This window comes from Halomonas hibernica (genome assembly GCF_013183775.1).
GTDB lineage: Bacteria > Pseudomonadota > Gammaproteobacteria > Pseudomonadales > Halomonadaceae > Vreelandella > Vreelandella citrativorans.
The window spans coordinates 340592-354899 of sequence record NZ_VIFN01000001.1 but is presented as its reverse complement, the minus strand read 5'-3'; the positions used below and the strand labels follow the sequence as shown (position 1 = coordinate 354899).

The 14308-nt window shown below is 54.6% G+C and carries 12 protein-coding genes; 9 read left to right on the top strand and 3 right to left on the bottom strand.

Annotated features, from left to right (window positions below; all coding sequences use genetic code 11):
• The first annotated feature begins 245 nt into the window (after positions 1-245).
• Positions 246-605 carry a hypothetical protein gene (locus FKN99_RS01645; RefSeq protein WP_172116267.1) on the top strand — a complete coding sequence of 120 codons (360 nt, stop codon included), beginning with the start codon at positions 246-248 and terminating at the stop codon, positions 603-605.
• Between the two features lie 8 nt (positions 606-613).
• Positions 614-2635: a pyrroloquinoline quinone-dependent dehydrogenase gene (locus FKN99_RS01640; RefSeq protein WP_172116266.1), complete on the top strand. Its 2022-nt coding sequence runs from the start codon at positions 614-616 to the stop codon at positions 2633-2635.
• Between the two features lie 125 nt (positions 2636-2760).
• Here FKN99_RS01640 and FKN99_RS01635 read toward each other — a convergent pair whose 3' ends face one another.
• Complete coding sequence (locus tag FKN99_RS01635) at positions 2761-3603, bottom strand: ion transporter (protein ID WP_172116265.1); 843 nt, start codon at positions 3601-3603, stop codon at positions 2761-2763.
• 306 nt (positions 3604-3909) lie between these two features.
• Between FKN99_RS01635 and FKN99_RS01630 the strand changes: the two genes are divergently transcribed.
• The 7 genes from FKN99_RS01630 to FKN99_RS01600 all read left to right on the top strand — a co-directional run bounded on the left by FKN99_RS01630 (position 3910) and on the right by FKN99_RS01600 (position 10769).
• Positions 3910-6741, top strand: a complete 2832-nt coding sequence (locus FKN99_RS01630) for a monovalent cation/H+ antiporter subunit A (protein WP_172116264.1) — start codon at positions 3910-3912, stop codon at positions 6739-6741.
• Positions 6741-7073 (top strand): Na+/H+ antiporter subunit C, encoded by a 333-nt coding sequence (locus FKN99_RS01625; RefSeq protein WP_087109531.1) that lies wholly within the window; start codon positions 6741-6743, stop codon positions 7071-7073. The genes FKN99_RS01630 and FKN99_RS01625 overlap by 1 nt, the downstream gene beginning before the upstream one ends.
• Entirely contained in the window at positions 7070-8581 is a 1512-nt protein-coding gene (locus FKN99_RS01620) for a monovalent cation/H+ antiporter subunit D (RefSeq protein WP_172116263.1), read from the top strand. Before FKN99_RS01625 ends, FKN99_RS01620 begins: the two co-directional genes overlap by 4 nt.
• The gene (locus FKN99_RS01615) at positions 8578-9075 is read left to right on the top strand and encodes a Na+/H+ antiporter subunit E (protein ID WP_172116262.1); all 498 of its coding nucleotides are present in this window, start codon (positions 8578-8580) and stop codon (positions 9073-9075) included. The genes FKN99_RS01620 and FKN99_RS01615 overlap by 4 nt, the downstream gene beginning before the upstream one ends.
• Positions 9069-9338 carry a K+/H+ antiporter subunit F gene (locus FKN99_RS01610; protein WP_087109537.1) on the top strand — a complete coding sequence of 90 codons (270 nt, stop codon included), beginning with the start codon at positions 9069-9071 and terminating at the stop codon, positions 9336-9338. The genes FKN99_RS01615 and FKN99_RS01610 overlap by 7 nt, the downstream gene beginning before the upstream one ends.
• Before the next feature lie 37 nt (positions 9339-9375).
• Positions 9376-9762: a Na+/H+ antiporter subunit G gene (locus FKN99_RS01605; protein WP_172116261.1), complete on the top strand. Its 387-nt coding sequence runs from the start codon at positions 9376-9378 to the stop codon at positions 9760-9762.
• 173 nt (positions 9763-9935) lie between these two features.
• Positions 9936-10769 carry a DUF6694 family lipoprotein gene (locus tag FKN99_RS01600; protein WP_319941216.1) on the top strand — a complete coding sequence of 278 codons (834 nt, stop codon included), beginning with the start codon at positions 9936-9938 and terminating at the stop codon, positions 10767-10769.
• A gap of 73 nt (positions 10770-10842) precedes the next feature.
• Here the strand turns inward: FKN99_RS01600 and serB are convergent, their stop codons facing one another.
• Positions 10843-12048 carry a phosphoserine phosphatase SerB gene (gene serB, locus FKN99_RS01595; protein ID WP_172116260.1) on the bottom strand — a complete coding sequence of 402 codons (1206 nt, stop codon included), beginning with the start codon at positions 12046-12048 and terminating at the stop codon, positions 10843-10845.
• 3 nt (positions 12049-12051) lie between these two features.
• Positions 12052-14304, bottom strand: a complete 2253-nt coding sequence (gene parC, locus FKN99_RS01590; RefSeq protein ID WP_172116259.1) for a DNA topoisomerase IV subunit A — start codon at positions 14302-14304, stop codon at positions 12052-12054.
• Positions 14305-14308: the final 4 nt, after the last annotated feature.

Below are 14308 nucleotides of genomic sequence, written 5' to 3'. Positions count from 1 at the left end.
GACAGCCCAAGAGGTTGTGCATGCCAAAACCGCTAAAGCGGTATTTTCAGTCATAAACCGGGGCTAAAGCTCAACGCCTAGCCCCTACCAGCATCGTTAACCAGATGCGCCCTCTCTCGTCTCCTCGCAGCCGCCTCGTACATAAACCTCTGTCAGCGCCACCTCAATTACCGGCGTCTGCTACGCTTAAACGAACAATTAGGTAAACATTGGGGCCATCTATTCATCACAGGAGTGATAACGCAATGTCGCGATTACAAAGACGCCGTACGGGCGCAGGGGTGCTGCTTTTAGCCGCTCTAGCGGGTGTTGTGATTTCTACTTACGCTTATATAACACCGTTGACCGGCGTAACCGGCACGCTTGGCGCATTGGTGGCTACTCTGGCCTGCGTTGTGCTCATTGCCGCGGCACTGGTGCTCTTCAAACTTAACGCCAGTGGCGGGCTCATCGCGCTTCGTACGCTTATTATTATTGGGCTGGCTGGGACATTTTTCGCCGCTATGCTTTTACACCAGTGGTGGCTGGGCGTCGCCATGGTCATAGGCCTGATCGGACTGATGGTTGATATAGCAAGCTCCCCCTCTAAACCCACTCGGACCTGAGGCGCTCTATGCCTGCTCATTATGTAAACACCCAACGCCAATGTGGGCGTTCATCCTCTCGTTTCACTGGCAACCTACTTTTAGCGCTACTGTTCACACCGTTACCGCTATTGGCGCAAGCGCTGCCTTCCGAGCAAAGCGAACCTTTAAACGAGACAAATAGCCGCCAGGCAATTCCGCTAGTCCCCGAAGGCGCCATTTGGGATAGCTTTCACGGGCAGCTTAATGCGCAAAAATATAGCCCACTGGATCAGATCAACGTAGACAACGTAGGTCATTTAGAAAAAGCGTGGGAGTTTCATACCGGCGATGTCTCCGATGGCTCTGGCGATCTTCCTCCCACGGTTTGGTCAGCAACCCCAGTATTTGCCAACGATACGCTCTATATAGGCACGCCGTTTTACCGGGTATTTGCCCTGGACCCCGCCACTGGCGAACAGCGCTGGATGTTTGACACCGAATCCTCTCTTGAAGCCTTGACCCAGCCAGCGCTTAAAAGCCGCGGGGTAGCCTACTGGGAAGCGGACGAGCCTTCTGACAATGCCTGCGATAAAATCATCTACTTCGGCACCATGGATGCTCAGCTTTTCGCACTCGATGCCGATAGCGGTGAACCCTGTGAAGACTTTGCTGATAATGGCGTTTTGAACGTTAACCAGTGGAATAATATTCCCGAAGATTGGCCGTTATCGCTCTTGCAACCCCCCACTGTCGTGGGTGACCGGCTTATCCTGGGCTGGGCGGGTAAAGACTGGGCAACCAGTGAAGCCCCTTCGGGTACCGTTTTCTCGGTCAATGCGCGCACAGGCGAGCTTGAGTGGGCCTTTGAAGCGCTATCCGAAGAGATGCGTGAACGCAGCGGTACCGCCAATGTTTGGACTCACATGGCAGCCGATGAAGAACTTGGGCTTGTATACTTACCCATCTCTTCGCCCTCGCCCAACTTTTGGGGCGGTAATCGTACCGAGGAAGTGCCGCTGGCCACGTCCACGACCGCACTGGATATTGAAACCGGAGAGGTCGTATGGTCACGCCAGTGGGTACATCACGACCTATGGGACTACGACATTAACGCCGCACCTACCCTGATGGATATTACCGTCGATGGTGAAGAGATACCGGCGTTAATGCAGGCCACCAAAATGGGTTTTCTCTTCGTGGTTAACCGTGAAACCGGCGAAGACGTGTGGCCGATTGAAGAGCGCGAGGTACCTAGCGGTGATGGCACAGTAGAGGGCGAAGTCTACTCACCCACACAGCCATTTCCCACCAAACCCGCCCCGCTGCTTGATCAGTCTGAGAAACCCAGCATCTGGGCGCTGGCCGATGCAGTGAGCTTTGGCCAGTGCTCCGCCCTTTGGGATGATCTTTGGTACGAAGGCATGTACACCCCACCTACCACCCAAGGCGAAGGAACACTTGCCTACCCGGACAGTGCCGGTGGCGTGCAGTGGGGCGGCGTGGCCTTTGACCCGGTTAATCAAACGGCCGTCGTCAATACGTCACATATTGTGCAATACGTGAAGCTATTTAATCGCGACGACTTTGAAGAAGCCGACAGAGGTTCAGGTAATGAAAGCGGATACTCTCCTCAAGAGGGCGCGCCCTACGGCATGCGCTTGGAAGTAGCGCTTAACTGGCTTGGCATGCCCTGTTGGGAGCCGCCCTTTGGCGAGTTGGTGGCGCTGGATATGACCACCGGCGATGTGAAGTGGCGCCGCCCGGTAGGCGCTTCACAGCAGTACGGTTTTTTCATGCCTGAGCGTTGGGGCTCACCAACCATTGGCGGCCCGGCTATCACGGCTGGGGGGCTTGTATTTATCGGCGCATCCATAGACGCCAAGCTTCGCGCTTACTCGCTTGAAACCGGCGAACAGCTTTGGTCTGACCAGGCGGAAGCGCCCGCAGTCGCCAATCCTGCCGTTTACGAGTACGAGGGCCGACAATATGTGGCGTTCGTAGCCGGGGGCAATACGATTGTCAAAGATCAGGTAGGCGACCAACTGGTGGTCTATGCCCTGCCGGAGTAACCGTACCTTGTAAACACCATAACCCAAAGGGGCGGCCCGTGTTTTGCAACACGGGCCGCCCCTTTCTCTATTCCTACCATCTTCGAAGAAGCCGTATCCGCTACCGCATGGTGCGTGCCTGCCTTCTATTGAGGCGAGTTCGTATCACGCTTTGTCAATGCCGATTCCATGCGGTCCAATTGAGCACGCAGTTCTCGAACATCGCTACGTAATCCCTGTATTTCTGCCTCTTCTCCTTCGCCACTGTCCAGCGCCATCTGGGCGCTCTCTTTTTGCATGACGTCCAGCACAATGCCGATCATCATATTGAGAAAGATAAAGGCGTTGAGGAATATGAACGTTAAGAAGTAGATCCAGGCATAGGGAAAGTGCTCCATCGTCGGGTACAGCACGGCAGTGGCCCAGCTTTCGAATGTTGCAACTTGGAAAAGCGTGAGCATGGCCAGCGCGATATTACCCCATAGCTGCTCATCGACGGTGTGGAACAAAAAGCTGCCGATTGCGGCATAAATGTAGAAAATAATAAACATCAAAAGCGCCACGTATCCCATACGTGGTATGGATTTGATCAGCGCCGACAGCAGCATTTGAAGCTCAGGTATCATTGATACCAGACGCAGCACGCGGAAGATGCGCAGCAAGCGCGCCAACAGCACCATTTCTGACTCATCCATGGGGATTAGACTGGCGGTAACAATCAAGAAATCAAAGATGTTCCAGCCTTTCTTGAAGAAATCCCGCAGCTTGGGCTCTGCCGCCATACGAATAAGGATCTCGACCAGAAAAAACACCGTCACCGCCGTATCCAGCACGCCGAGCCACTGCTCAAACCGGCTCACCTCATCGTAGGTGCGTGCGCCAATTACCAGCGCCGATATCACAATGATGGCAATCACAAACGTCTCAAAAAACTTATTACTGCGCAGCTTTTCAAAGCGTGCCTGCCAGGTACTAAAGGAAGTGCTCATTGCTGTAAAGTTCTCGCAAGCATAGAAAATTCAAAAAATAGTTTAAAAAATGAGAAGCATTATTCATCCTCCCCATGCGGCAACGCAAATGCTACCTGCAATAACCGCCATCCGTTTGGGGCGTGCATCAACGGCAAGCACCCAATCACTTTCTCTTGTTCATTGAATACGCGGACCGATTATACGAAAGCCGCACATCTTCAAAACAAGTGATATTCTACAGTTTCGCTTAATTTACCCTTGGCCCTAGGTGTATTCTCCTCACTTTGCGGCTTTTTTTGAGATTTTATTGCGCTGGATGAGCCCATGACACTGCTTTGGATAGCCTTATTACCGTTGCTTGGGGTACTGGTGCCACTGATCACCGCTCAACGCGACCGCTCTGTGTGTTCGCTTGCGACGAGCGTGGTACCGGCTGCCGCCCTGCTACTCACCTTACTTCAGATACCTGCCTTGCTGGATGGTGAAACGTTGCGCTTCCATGCTGAATGGATGCCTGAGCTTGGCTTGGAACTTGCCTTTCGTCTGGATGGCCTGTCCTTGCTTTTCAATCTCCTGATTCTGGGAATTGGCCTGCTCATATTGCTGTATGCCCACTTCTATTTGGGCAAAGATGAACCTGTAGGGCGTTTCTACGCTTTTCTGATGCTGTTCATGGCCTCTATGGTCGGTATCTCAATGTCTGACAACCTGATTCTTTTATGGTTGTTCTGGGAGCTTACAAGTCTCTCCTCGTTTCTATTGATCGGTTTTTGGTCTTATCGTAACGATGCGCGCAAAGGCGCACGTATGGCGCTAACCGTGACAGGTGCAGGTGGTCTTGCCCTATTAGCGGGGCTATTACTGCTCGGCGATATGGCCGGCAGCTTCAATATGAGTGATGTGCTGGCCAGTGGTGCCACCATTGTGGCGGACCCACGCTACCCCATCATGCTGGCACTAATTTTATTAGGCGCTTTCACCAAATCCGCGCAATTTCCGTTTCATTTCTGGTTGCCGCATGCCATGGCGGCGCCTACCCCGGTTTCTGCTTATCTGCACTCGGCCACCATGGTTAAGGCGGGCATCTTTTTAATGGCCCGGCTGCATCCAGCGATTGCCGGTAGCGAGCTTTGGAGCGTGGTGGTACCGCTTATCGGTTCAATCACGCTGCTATATGGCGCCTGGTTTGCTCTGTTCAAAACGGACCTAAAAGGTATTTTGGCGTTTTCTACCATCAGTCACCTGGGCCTGATTACAGTGCTATTGGGCATCGGCACGCCTATGGCCGTTTTGGCGGCGCTGTTTCATATCGTTAACCACGCCACTTTCAAAGCAGCGCTTTTCATGAGCGCAGGCATCATCGACCATGAAACCGGCACACGTGAGCTTAAGCAGCTGGGCGCGCTGCGCAAAACCATGCCCATTACTGCCCTGCTGACGACACTGGCCGCTGCGGCGATGGCAGGTGTGCCCTTCTTTAATGGGTTTCTCTCCAAGGAGATGTTCTTTACTGAAACATTAGCCACGCCCGTACTGGGCGGGTTAAGTTGGCTAATCCCTGCGCTGGCCGCTATAGGTGGCATTCTTTCCGTTGCCTACTCGGTACGTCTGGTGTATGCGGTGTTCTATGCGCCCGCGAAGGAAGCGTCGCCCAAGGCGCCTCATGAGCCACCACACCTGATGCGTTTTCCGGTCGAACTGCTGGTAGTGCTCTGCATGCTGGTAGGTTTATTCCCCACGCTGATGGTCAATAACCTGCTTGAGCTGGCGACGCAAGCGGTGCTCGGTGAACCGCTGGACTTCCACCTGGCTATTTGGCACGGCGTGAACCTGCCACTCATCATGAGTATGGTGGCGTTTGTAGTGGGTGTTGTCCTTTACTGGCGCCATGCTGATCTACGTCGTTTCGCCCAATCGTTTGCCAGCGTCGATGCAAGCCGTGTGTTTGAGCGCGCAATGATCAGCCTTGAGCAACGTGCAGAAGCCCTCGTGGCCGCCTGGGACGGTCATTCGCTGCAGCGCTTTGTGGGCTGGCTTTTGCTGTCCACGCTGATCATGGGCGTTATCGGCTTATCGCAAATTACCGAGCTTACCGGCCCCAAAGGCAATCAACCCATTGATGGCGTGCTGCTGCTAGGCGCTGGCATGTTGATTTTTGGCGGTATCGCCACCGCCGCCACTCACCGCTACCGGCTAATTTCACTACTCATGCTGTCGGTGGTGGGACTTTTTGTAGCCCTTACGTTTGCACGCTTCTCTGCACCAGACCTAGCGCTGACGCAGCTTTCGGTGGAAGTGGTAACGATGATTTTGCTGATGCTGGCGCTTTTTTTCCTGCCTCAAAAGACGCCCCCCGAATCCAGCCCCAAGCGCAATCTGCGCGACATGCTGTTAGCGGGTTCATTGGGACTTGTCATCGCCAGCATTAACTATGCGGTGATGACGCGAGATACGCTGTCGATCTCTAACTTCTTTATGACCAATAGCGTTCCTGGCGGCGGCGGCCATAATGTGGTCAACGTCATTCTGGTCGATTTCCGTGGCTTCGATACCTTGGGCGAGATTACGGTGTTGGCCTTGGCGGGCTTGGCGATTTTCAAATTGCTCAACCGTTTACGCCTGTTTATCCCGCACAGCGACGGAGAAGGCCGCGTTTGGTCCCCTGATCGTTATCCGGCCATTCTGACCTCTATTTCACTAGCTCTATTGCCGTTGGCGCTGCTGGTATCGGCGTTTATTTTCTTGCGCGGCCACAATGAGCCCGGCGGCGGCTTTATCGCTGGCTTGATCACCGCGGTTGCGCTGATTCTTCTGTATATGGCACGTGGCGTGGAGTGGACACAACAGCGTTTGGACTTCCCCTTCCAGCCTGTTGCCATTGCGGGGGTTGCGGTGGCGACGCTAACCGGCTTGGGTAGCTGGTTGTTCGGCTACCCCTTCCTGACCTCTGCCTTCAGCTACTTTAGCCTGCCGGTAGTCGGTAAGTTTGAGCTGGCCACCGCTCTGCTGTTTGATCTCGGCGTTTATCTCGCCGTCGTCGGCGCCACGCTGATGATCCTGGCCAACCTGGGCAAGGTCACCACGACTCACCGACCAGTGGTTAATGAGCCCAAGGGCGATGAGGTCACGCCGCCACCCGCCAAGGAGCAAAGCTGATGGAATTACTTTACGCAATCACCACCGGCGTACTGAGCACCTGTGGTCTCTATTTAACGCTTCGGGGGCGTACTTTTCCCGTAGTGGTAGGTCTAACGCTGCTTTCTTACGCCGTGAACCTGTTTCTATTTTCGATGGGTGGGTTAACCACTGACGGTGCGGCCATTGTTCATGGCGAAGGCGTTTATGCCGACCCGCTGCCTCAAGCGCTAGTGCTTACCGCCATCGTTATTGGCTTCGCAATGACCGCTTTCGTCGTGATTCTCGCGATGCGCGCCCGCAGTGAAGTGGGCAACGATCATGTAGACGGTAAAAAGGAAGACCGCGAATGATGCAACACCTGATTGTTTTTCCTATCGTCCTGCCGCTGATCGCCGGCATTATGCTGCTCTACCAGCGCCAGGGACTGGTTCGCTACAAACGTATCGTGAGCGTTGTGGCCACCGCTCTATTACTGGCCGTGGCGATAGGCCTGATTAGCCAAGCCATGCGTGGCGAGATTCTTTACTACGCATTGGGCAACTGGCAAGCGCCTTTCGGCATCGTACTGGTGCTCGACCGTCTATCTGCCTTGATGCTGTTGATCACAGCCCTGCTTGCAGTGGGTGCCGTGATATTTGCCTGTGCAGGGGATGATGAAAAAGGCAGCAATTTTCACGGCCTTTTTCAGTGGCAACTCCTGGGCATCAATGGCGCGTTTCTAACCGGCGACTTGTTCAATCTGTTCGTCTTTTTTGAAGTGCTGCTTCTCGCCTCTTACGCGCTGCTGCTACACGGTGGCGGCAAAGCACGCATCCAGGCGAGCGTGCATTACGTGGTACTCAACCTGGCAGGTTCTTCACTGTTTCTGATAGCGGTAGGTACGCTTTATGGTGCTACGGGAACGCTTAACATGGCGGATATGGCGCTGCGCGTAGCCGAACTGCCTGCTGAACGCCAAGGCCTGGTGACCGCTGGCGCATTAATGTTGTTGGTGGTATTTGGCTTGAAAGCCGCCATTTTGCCGCTCTATTTCTGGCTACCGCGCGCTTATTCAGCGGCGCCCGCCCCGGTGGCAGCTCTCTTTGCCATTATGACCAAGGTCGGTATCTACGCCATCCTGCGCGTTTATCTGCTGATTTTTGGCGAAAGCGCGGGCGCACTGACCGCACTGGAGCAGCCATGGGTATGGTGGCTCGGCTTGGCAACGCTCGTTGCCGCTGGGGTAGGCATTATGGCTGCCCGAGATCTAAAACTACTGGTCGCTTACTTGGTGTTGCTGTCGGTGGGCACGCTTTTGGTCGGTGTGGGCATGCGAACAGAGCAAGCGACTTCAGCGCTTCTTTACTATTTGATTCATACCACCTTGATTACGGGTGGTTTATTCCTGCTGGCTGAAATGATCGGATTACAGCGCGGCAAGGCAGGGACTCGGCTGGTGAAAAGCCGCCCCATGACCCAAGGCAAGGCGTTAGGGCTACTGTTTCTTGTAGGTGCTGTCGCCGTTGTGGGCGTTCCGCCACTTTCCGGCGCCTTGGGGAAAGCACTGGTGCTCAACGCCGCTGAAGGTGCTCAGCGATTATGGCTATGGCCTACTCTACTGCTGGTGAGCTTGGCAGCCTTGATTGCTCTGTCACGCGCAGGTTCCACGATCTTCTGGCGTAGCTATCGCGGCAGTTTAGGCGGCAATGTGTTGCCACGCCGCCAATGGTTTGCCGTCATCTGGCTGCTAAGCGCGGCCCCCTTAATGACCCTGTTTGCAGGGCCCATCAGCAGCTACACCCAAGCAACGGCCGAGCAGCTATCACAGCCACAAGTCTTGATCGACACGCTGCTACTTGATGCAGGAGATGCCCCATGATTACCCCGCGCTCTTGGCTGCCGACGCCAGTTTTATCGCTATTATTACTAGGCGTCTGGCTGCTGCTTGCACGCAGTTACGCTCCCGGGCAAATCGTACTGGGCGGCATACTGGCCATTATCATCCCACTGGTGACCTATCGGTTCTGGGACACGACTCTACGCATCAAAAAGCCCTGGGTGCTGCTGCGGTTTATCTTGAGGGTTTTAAAGGATATCGTCGTCGCCAATTTTGAGGTGGCTTATCTAGTGGCCAACCCTTGGCGCAGGCTAACGCCACATTTTATTGAATACCCTCTAATGCTGGAGGAGCGCTTCACCATTACGCTGTTGGCCAGCACCATTAGCCTGACGCCTGGCACGGTATCAGCCAACCTGCGCCTCGACGGTCAATCGCTATTAATCCATGCGCTGGATGTTGATGATGAAGAGGAGCTGATCAGGCAGATCCGCGAGCGGTATGAGCGCCCTCTCAAGGAGATTTACGAATGCTAAGCATTGCTTTGTACATTACCCTGGCGCTTGTCGTCATGGCGCTGCTAATGAACCTCTTTAGGCTTACCGTGGGGCCAGACCTCCCGGACCGCGTACTGGCGCTGGATACCATGTACGTTAACTCCATCGCACTGATTGTTCTGCTGGGGCTATGGCTTAACAGCAAAACCTATTTCGAGTCGGCGCTGCTGATTGCCATGCTGGGCTTTATCAGCACCGTGGCCGTGTGCAAATACATTCTGCGCGGAGACATTATCGAATGAACGCATTTTCTGTCTCGCACCACCCGGAGGTGTCTCCATGTCGCTCCTTGTAGAAGCACTTATCTCCTTAATGCTTATCACCGGCGGCGTGTTCGTATTTATCGGCTCACTGGGGATGGCTCACCTACGCGATTTTTATATGCGCCTGCATGGCCCGACCAAGGCCACTACGCTGGGTATTGGCTGCATGCTGATTGCCTCAATGGGTTATTTTTGGAGCGTCGATGGTCACATTGATATTCAGGAGCTGCTCATCACGCTATTTCTGTTTATTACCGCCCCTGTCAGCGCCCATTTGCTTGCCAAAACCGGCCTGCACTTGCGTTTGAGGTATGCCCAAAAAACGCAGGGCAAACCGATAGAGCTTCGCTCAGAGGAAGTCGGTGATAAACCCGTCCCCCATCCCGACAAAGGCCACGGTTAGCCGTCCGGCCATGGCCCTGTAGTGAGAAAAACAGTCTCTACACAGCCACGGCTTCCTAAATTTTCACAGCCCACAACCGATAAATAAAGTGCTTAACAATGACAGAGATAGTAGTGGTCGTTAGCGCTTTCCGGTAAGCTCCACAGCGTTTTTGACCATAATGAGGTGAATGTATGTGGAGCCTCCTACGGCTGTCTGCCATTACGCTATCGCTATGTGTGTTAGCCGGTTGCTCAGACCCCAAAATAGATACCAGCTCCATGCCAGCGGCGGTTGTCTCAATTGAGAATGTACGTGAGGCGATGCCTGCTTATAAGCGTGATGAGTTTGATAAAGCGCTCGCTATCATGGCGATGCCAAACTTTGGCAGCATGGCCTTACTTAGCCCTAAACGAATGAATGCAGCCGAGATCGCTGAATCGGCCAACGTTCGCATGCATGGTCTAACAGGCGACCAGGTAATTAAACGCGCCGACGATATTCTACGTGAGAGGCGAGCCAGAGAGCGTCAGCAGGCGCTCTCTACCCTTTCCCGGTTGACTGAAAAGCAAGCGCGGGCAGCTAAAGACCGTGAGCAACGGGAGCGCTTTAGCATTGATAACGCACGCTATTATATAAGCCAAAGCCCATACGGCACGCCAGAACCGGCGCTGGATATTGAGGTGACCAATCATACGGAGCAGGCCGTCTCGCAAGTATTTTTAAGAGGTGTTGTGACCAGCGCTGACCGGTCCGCGCCCTGGATTGATGAAACGTTTTACTATGTGATTGCGGGCGGTCTTGAGTCAGGTGAAACAGCCATGTGGCGCTTGGCACCTAATCGGTTTAGCGCGTGGGGAAACACACAAATACCCAGCGATGTATCGCTCACGGTAACCGTCGAAGGCCTTCAAGATGCCCAAGGCAACCCGTTATGGGATTCGCCTGAACTTAGCAAGAGCGAGGTAGAAAGGCTTGAGCACCTGAGCCACGAATATCAGGGCATCGCACTATCTACCACCCAGTAGTTGTCGGGTTTATAGAGCGTGTACTATTGAGTCGGTACGTTACGTACCGACTCAATAGCTGGCCGAAAAACACTTAATCCATTAGATCCGTTTGGCGATAACCAATCAGATACAGCACGGCATCAATGCCCAGTGTCGAGATCGCCTGACGCGCTTGAGCGCGCACTAACGGCTTGGCTCGAAACGCGATACCCAATCCCGCTTTAGCCAGCATTTTCAGGTCATTGGCACCATCGCCTACAGCAATGGTCTGCTCCAACGTAAAGCCTTCGCGCAGCGCAATCTGCTCCAAAAGCTCTGCCTTGCGCTCAGCATCAACAATCGGCAACGTCACTTCACCAGTGACTTTACCGTTCTCGATCACCAGCTCATTAGCATGAATCTCATCAAAGCCGAGTTTTTCCTGTAAATGGCGGGCAAAATAGGTAAAGCCCCCGGATAGAATCACAGTGCGGTAACCGAAGCGCTTTAAATTAGCCATCAAACGCTCTACGCCATCCATTAACGGCAGCTCTTCGGCAATCTTGATCAGCACCGACTCATCCAGGCCTTTCAGCTTGCTCATGCGTTCGCGAAAGCTCTCCTGAAAATCCAGCTCGCCACGCATGGCCCGTTCAGTCACCTCGGCAACCTCATCACCCACCCCGTGGTGCCGGGCCAGCTCATCAATCACTTCAGCTTTGATCAGCGTGGAATCCATATCGAAGCACACAAGGCGGCGATGGCGCCGCCAGATTGAGTCTTCCTGGATGGCGATATCCACGCCATGTTCGCCTCCAAGTGCCAACGCCTTTTCGCGCAGCGCTTCGATATTCGCCTCGTCGCCACGTAACCAGCACTCAACGCAGGCACCGCCGGAAGGCGCGCTACCATCCAGCGATTCACGCCCAGAAAGCCGATGAATCAGCTCGACCGTTAACCCAAATTTTGCCGTTAAAATGCCAACTTCAGCCAATATGCCTGCCGGCAAATGCGGCGCCAGCAGCGTCAAAATAAGCCGAGGCTGACTTGCTTCGTTGCTCCAGCGCCGATAATCGTCGGCGTTAACCGTAATCACCTGCACATCCAACCCTAGCGCATCGCCCGCCTCGCTGAGCATCGCCTCCAAGGCATTATCGCGTTCAAGCCCCACAAGGGCTTCCAGAGAGAGCATGCCAAACGTCACGCTTTGATTAATATCCAAAAGCTGGGCATTCGTGCAGGCCAACGCTTTCCCAAATCCCTCTAGCTGACCAGAACGCGCCATACCGGTTGCACGAATTAAACAACGTTTTGTCATGAGTTACTCTCCCGCCTCTAACCGATCAACTTTTTGGAAGCCGCGCGGCAACTTGCTGCCTCGTCGCCCTCTTTCGCCGCGATAATACGCTAAATCATCCGCTTTCAAGGTCAGCTTGCGCTTACCGGCGTGAACCAGCAGTGCGTCGCTTGCCGAGAGAACAGTAACGTCACGTACAAACTCCTCACGTCGGGCGGCTCTCGGGCCGGGAATATCGAGCATTTTATTGCCTTTACCTTTGGTCATTTCAGGCAACTGCTCAAGCGGGAACAGCAGTAATCGGCCTTCGCTAGACACCGACGCCACCCACAGCTCTTCACCGTCAGGCACTTCGATGGGCGCCATCACGCTACAGCCTTTGGGTACGCTGAGTACCGCTTTGCCAGCTTTATTTTTACCGGTAAGCGCGTCCAAGCGGGCCATAAATCCATAACCACCGTCGCTTGCCAATACAAAGCGCCGTTCGGGTGGGGCAAGCATTAACCCGGCCATTTGTGCCCCTGCCGAGACATTAGCACGGCCGGTCACCGGTTCACCCTGGCCCCGTGCGCTGGGCAAGTTATGGGCGGCCAGGGTGTAAGCGCGTCCCGTGTCGTCCAGCAGCACCAGCGGCTGATTAGTCTTGCCCCGAGCGGCCAGATGAAAGCTATCACCGGCTTTATAGGACAGTCCTTCCGGATCAATATCGTGCCCTTTGGCAGCGCGAATCCAGCCTTTATCAGACAGCACTACGGTGACCGGATCAGCCCCCAGCAGCTCAACTTCTGAAAGTGCCTTGGCTTCACTGCGCTCTATCAACGGTGAGCGGCGCTCGTCGCCGTGCTCTTTGCCCGCCGCACGAATCTCTTTTTCGATCAGCGTGGTTAGTTTTGCTTCACTTCCCAGCAAGCCCGTAAGGTACTTACGCTCTTTTTCCAGCTCGTCCTGCTCGCCGCGAATTTTCATCTCTTCGAGCTTGGCAAGGTGACGCAGGCGCAGTTCGAGAATCGCTTCCGCTTGGCGTTCCGAGAGACTAAAAGTGGCGATTAGCGAGGCTTTCGGGTCATCTTCCTCACGAATAATCCGGATCACTTCGTCAAGATCCAGATAGGCTGTCAGCAAGCCTTCCAAAATGTGCAGGCGGTCTTCAACCTTGCCCAATCGGTGCTCCAACCGGCGGCGCACCGTGGTCCGGCGAAAGCGTAGCCACTCGCCCAGCATATCCGTTAGGGGCATGACCCGCGGGCGGCCGTCCAGGCCGATCACGTTCATATTTACCCGCACGTTCTTTTCCAGGTCCGTGGTGGCAAACAGGTGAGCCATGAGCGACTCGACATCCACGCGGCTGGAGCGCGGTTCAATCACTAGGCGCGTGGGTTCTTCATGAGTTGATTCATCACGAAGATCGGCCACCATGGGGAGCTTTTTCGCCTGCATCTGTGCGGCAATCTGCTCAAGTACCTTGGCACCGCTGACCTGGTACGGCACGGCGGTAATCACGATATTGGCGTCTTCGCGGGTATAGCGCGCACGCAGTTTTACCGAACCTCGGCCTGTCTCATAAAGCTTACGCAAGTCGGCTTGGGGCGTGATGATTTCCGCATCCGTTGGAAAATCAGGCGCAGGTACAAACGCCATCACGTCAGTTGTGGTCGCCTCAGGGTTACGCAACAGATGGCAGGTAGCCTCGACCACTTCGCTAACATTATGGGGCGGAATGTCGGTGGCCATGCCCACGGCAATTCCGGTACCGCCATTGAGCAGCACATGAGGCAACTTGGCAGGCAGCACAAGAGGCTCCTGCATGGTGCCGTCAAAGTTGGGTGCCCAGTCGACCGTGCCCTGGCCCAGTTCGCCCAGCAGCACTTCGGCAAACTTGGAGAGCTTGGCCTCGGTGTAGCGCATGGCGGCAAACGATTTGGGGTCATCCGGACTACCCCAGTTGCCTTGGCCATCCACCAGCGGGTAGCGATAGCTGAACGGCTGGGCCATCAGCACCATGGCTTCGTAACAGGCGCTGTCGCCGTGAGGGTGGAATTTACCCAGCACGTCGCCCACGGTACGCGCTGATTTTTTGTACTTGGCATTGGCGTGTAGCGCCAATTCGCGCATGGCGTAAATAATCCGCCGCTGCACGGGCTTCATGCCGTCGCCAATGTTGGGCAGCGCACGGTCCAAGATGACGTACATCGAGTAGTCGAGGTACGCTTTTTCGGTATAGTCGCGCAAGGAGAGGCGTTCGACGTCGCCTTCCGCTACCTGAATATCCATGGTCATCGGG

Coding starts and splice junctions, on each gene's coding strand:
- FKN99_RS01645 (WP_172116267.1), top strand. CDS start 246: ATGTCGCGATTACAAAGACGCCGTACGGGCGCAGGGGTGCTGCTTTTA.
- FKN99_RS01625 (WP_087109531.1), top strand. CDS start 6,741: ATGGAATTACTTTACGCAATCACCACCGGCGTACTGAGCACCTGTGGT.
- FKN99_RS01620 (WP_172116263.1), top strand. CDS start 7,070: ATGATGCAACACCTGATTGTTTTTCCTATCGTCCTGCCGCTGATCGCC.
- FKN99_RS01630 (WP_172116264.1), top strand. CDS start 3,910: ATGACACTGCTTTGGATAGCCTTATTACCGTTGCTTGGGGTACTGGTG.
- FKN99_RS01610 (WP_087109537.1), top strand. CDS start 9,069: ATGCTAAGCATTGCTTTGTACATTACCCTGGCGCTTGTCGTCATGGCG.
- FKN99_RS01605 (WP_172116261.1), top strand. CDS start 9,376: ATGTCGCTCCTTGTAGAAGCACTTATCTCCTTAATGCTTATCACCGGC.
- FKN99_RS01600 (WP_319941216.1), top strand. CDS start 9,936: ATGTGGAGCCTCCTACGGCTGTCTGCCATTACGCTATCGCTATGTGTG.
- FKN99_RS01640 (WP_172116266.1), top strand. CDS start 614: ATGCCTGCTCATTATGTAAACACCCAACGCCAATGTGGGCGTTCATCC.
- parC (WP_172116259.1), bottom strand. CDS start 14,304: ATGACCATGGATATTCAGGTAGCGGAAGGCGACGTCGAACGCCTCTCC.
- serB (WP_172116260.1), bottom strand. CDS start 12,048: ATGACAAAACGTTGTTTAATTCGTGCAACCGGTATGGCGCGTTCTGGT.
- FKN99_RS01635 (WP_172116265.1), bottom strand. CDS start 3,603: ATGAGCACTTCCTTTAGTACCTGGCAGGCACGCTTTGAAAAGCTGCGC.
- FKN99_RS01615 (WP_172116262.1), top strand. CDS start 8,578: ATGATTACCCCGCGCTCTTGGCTGCCGACGCCAGTTTTATCGCTATTA.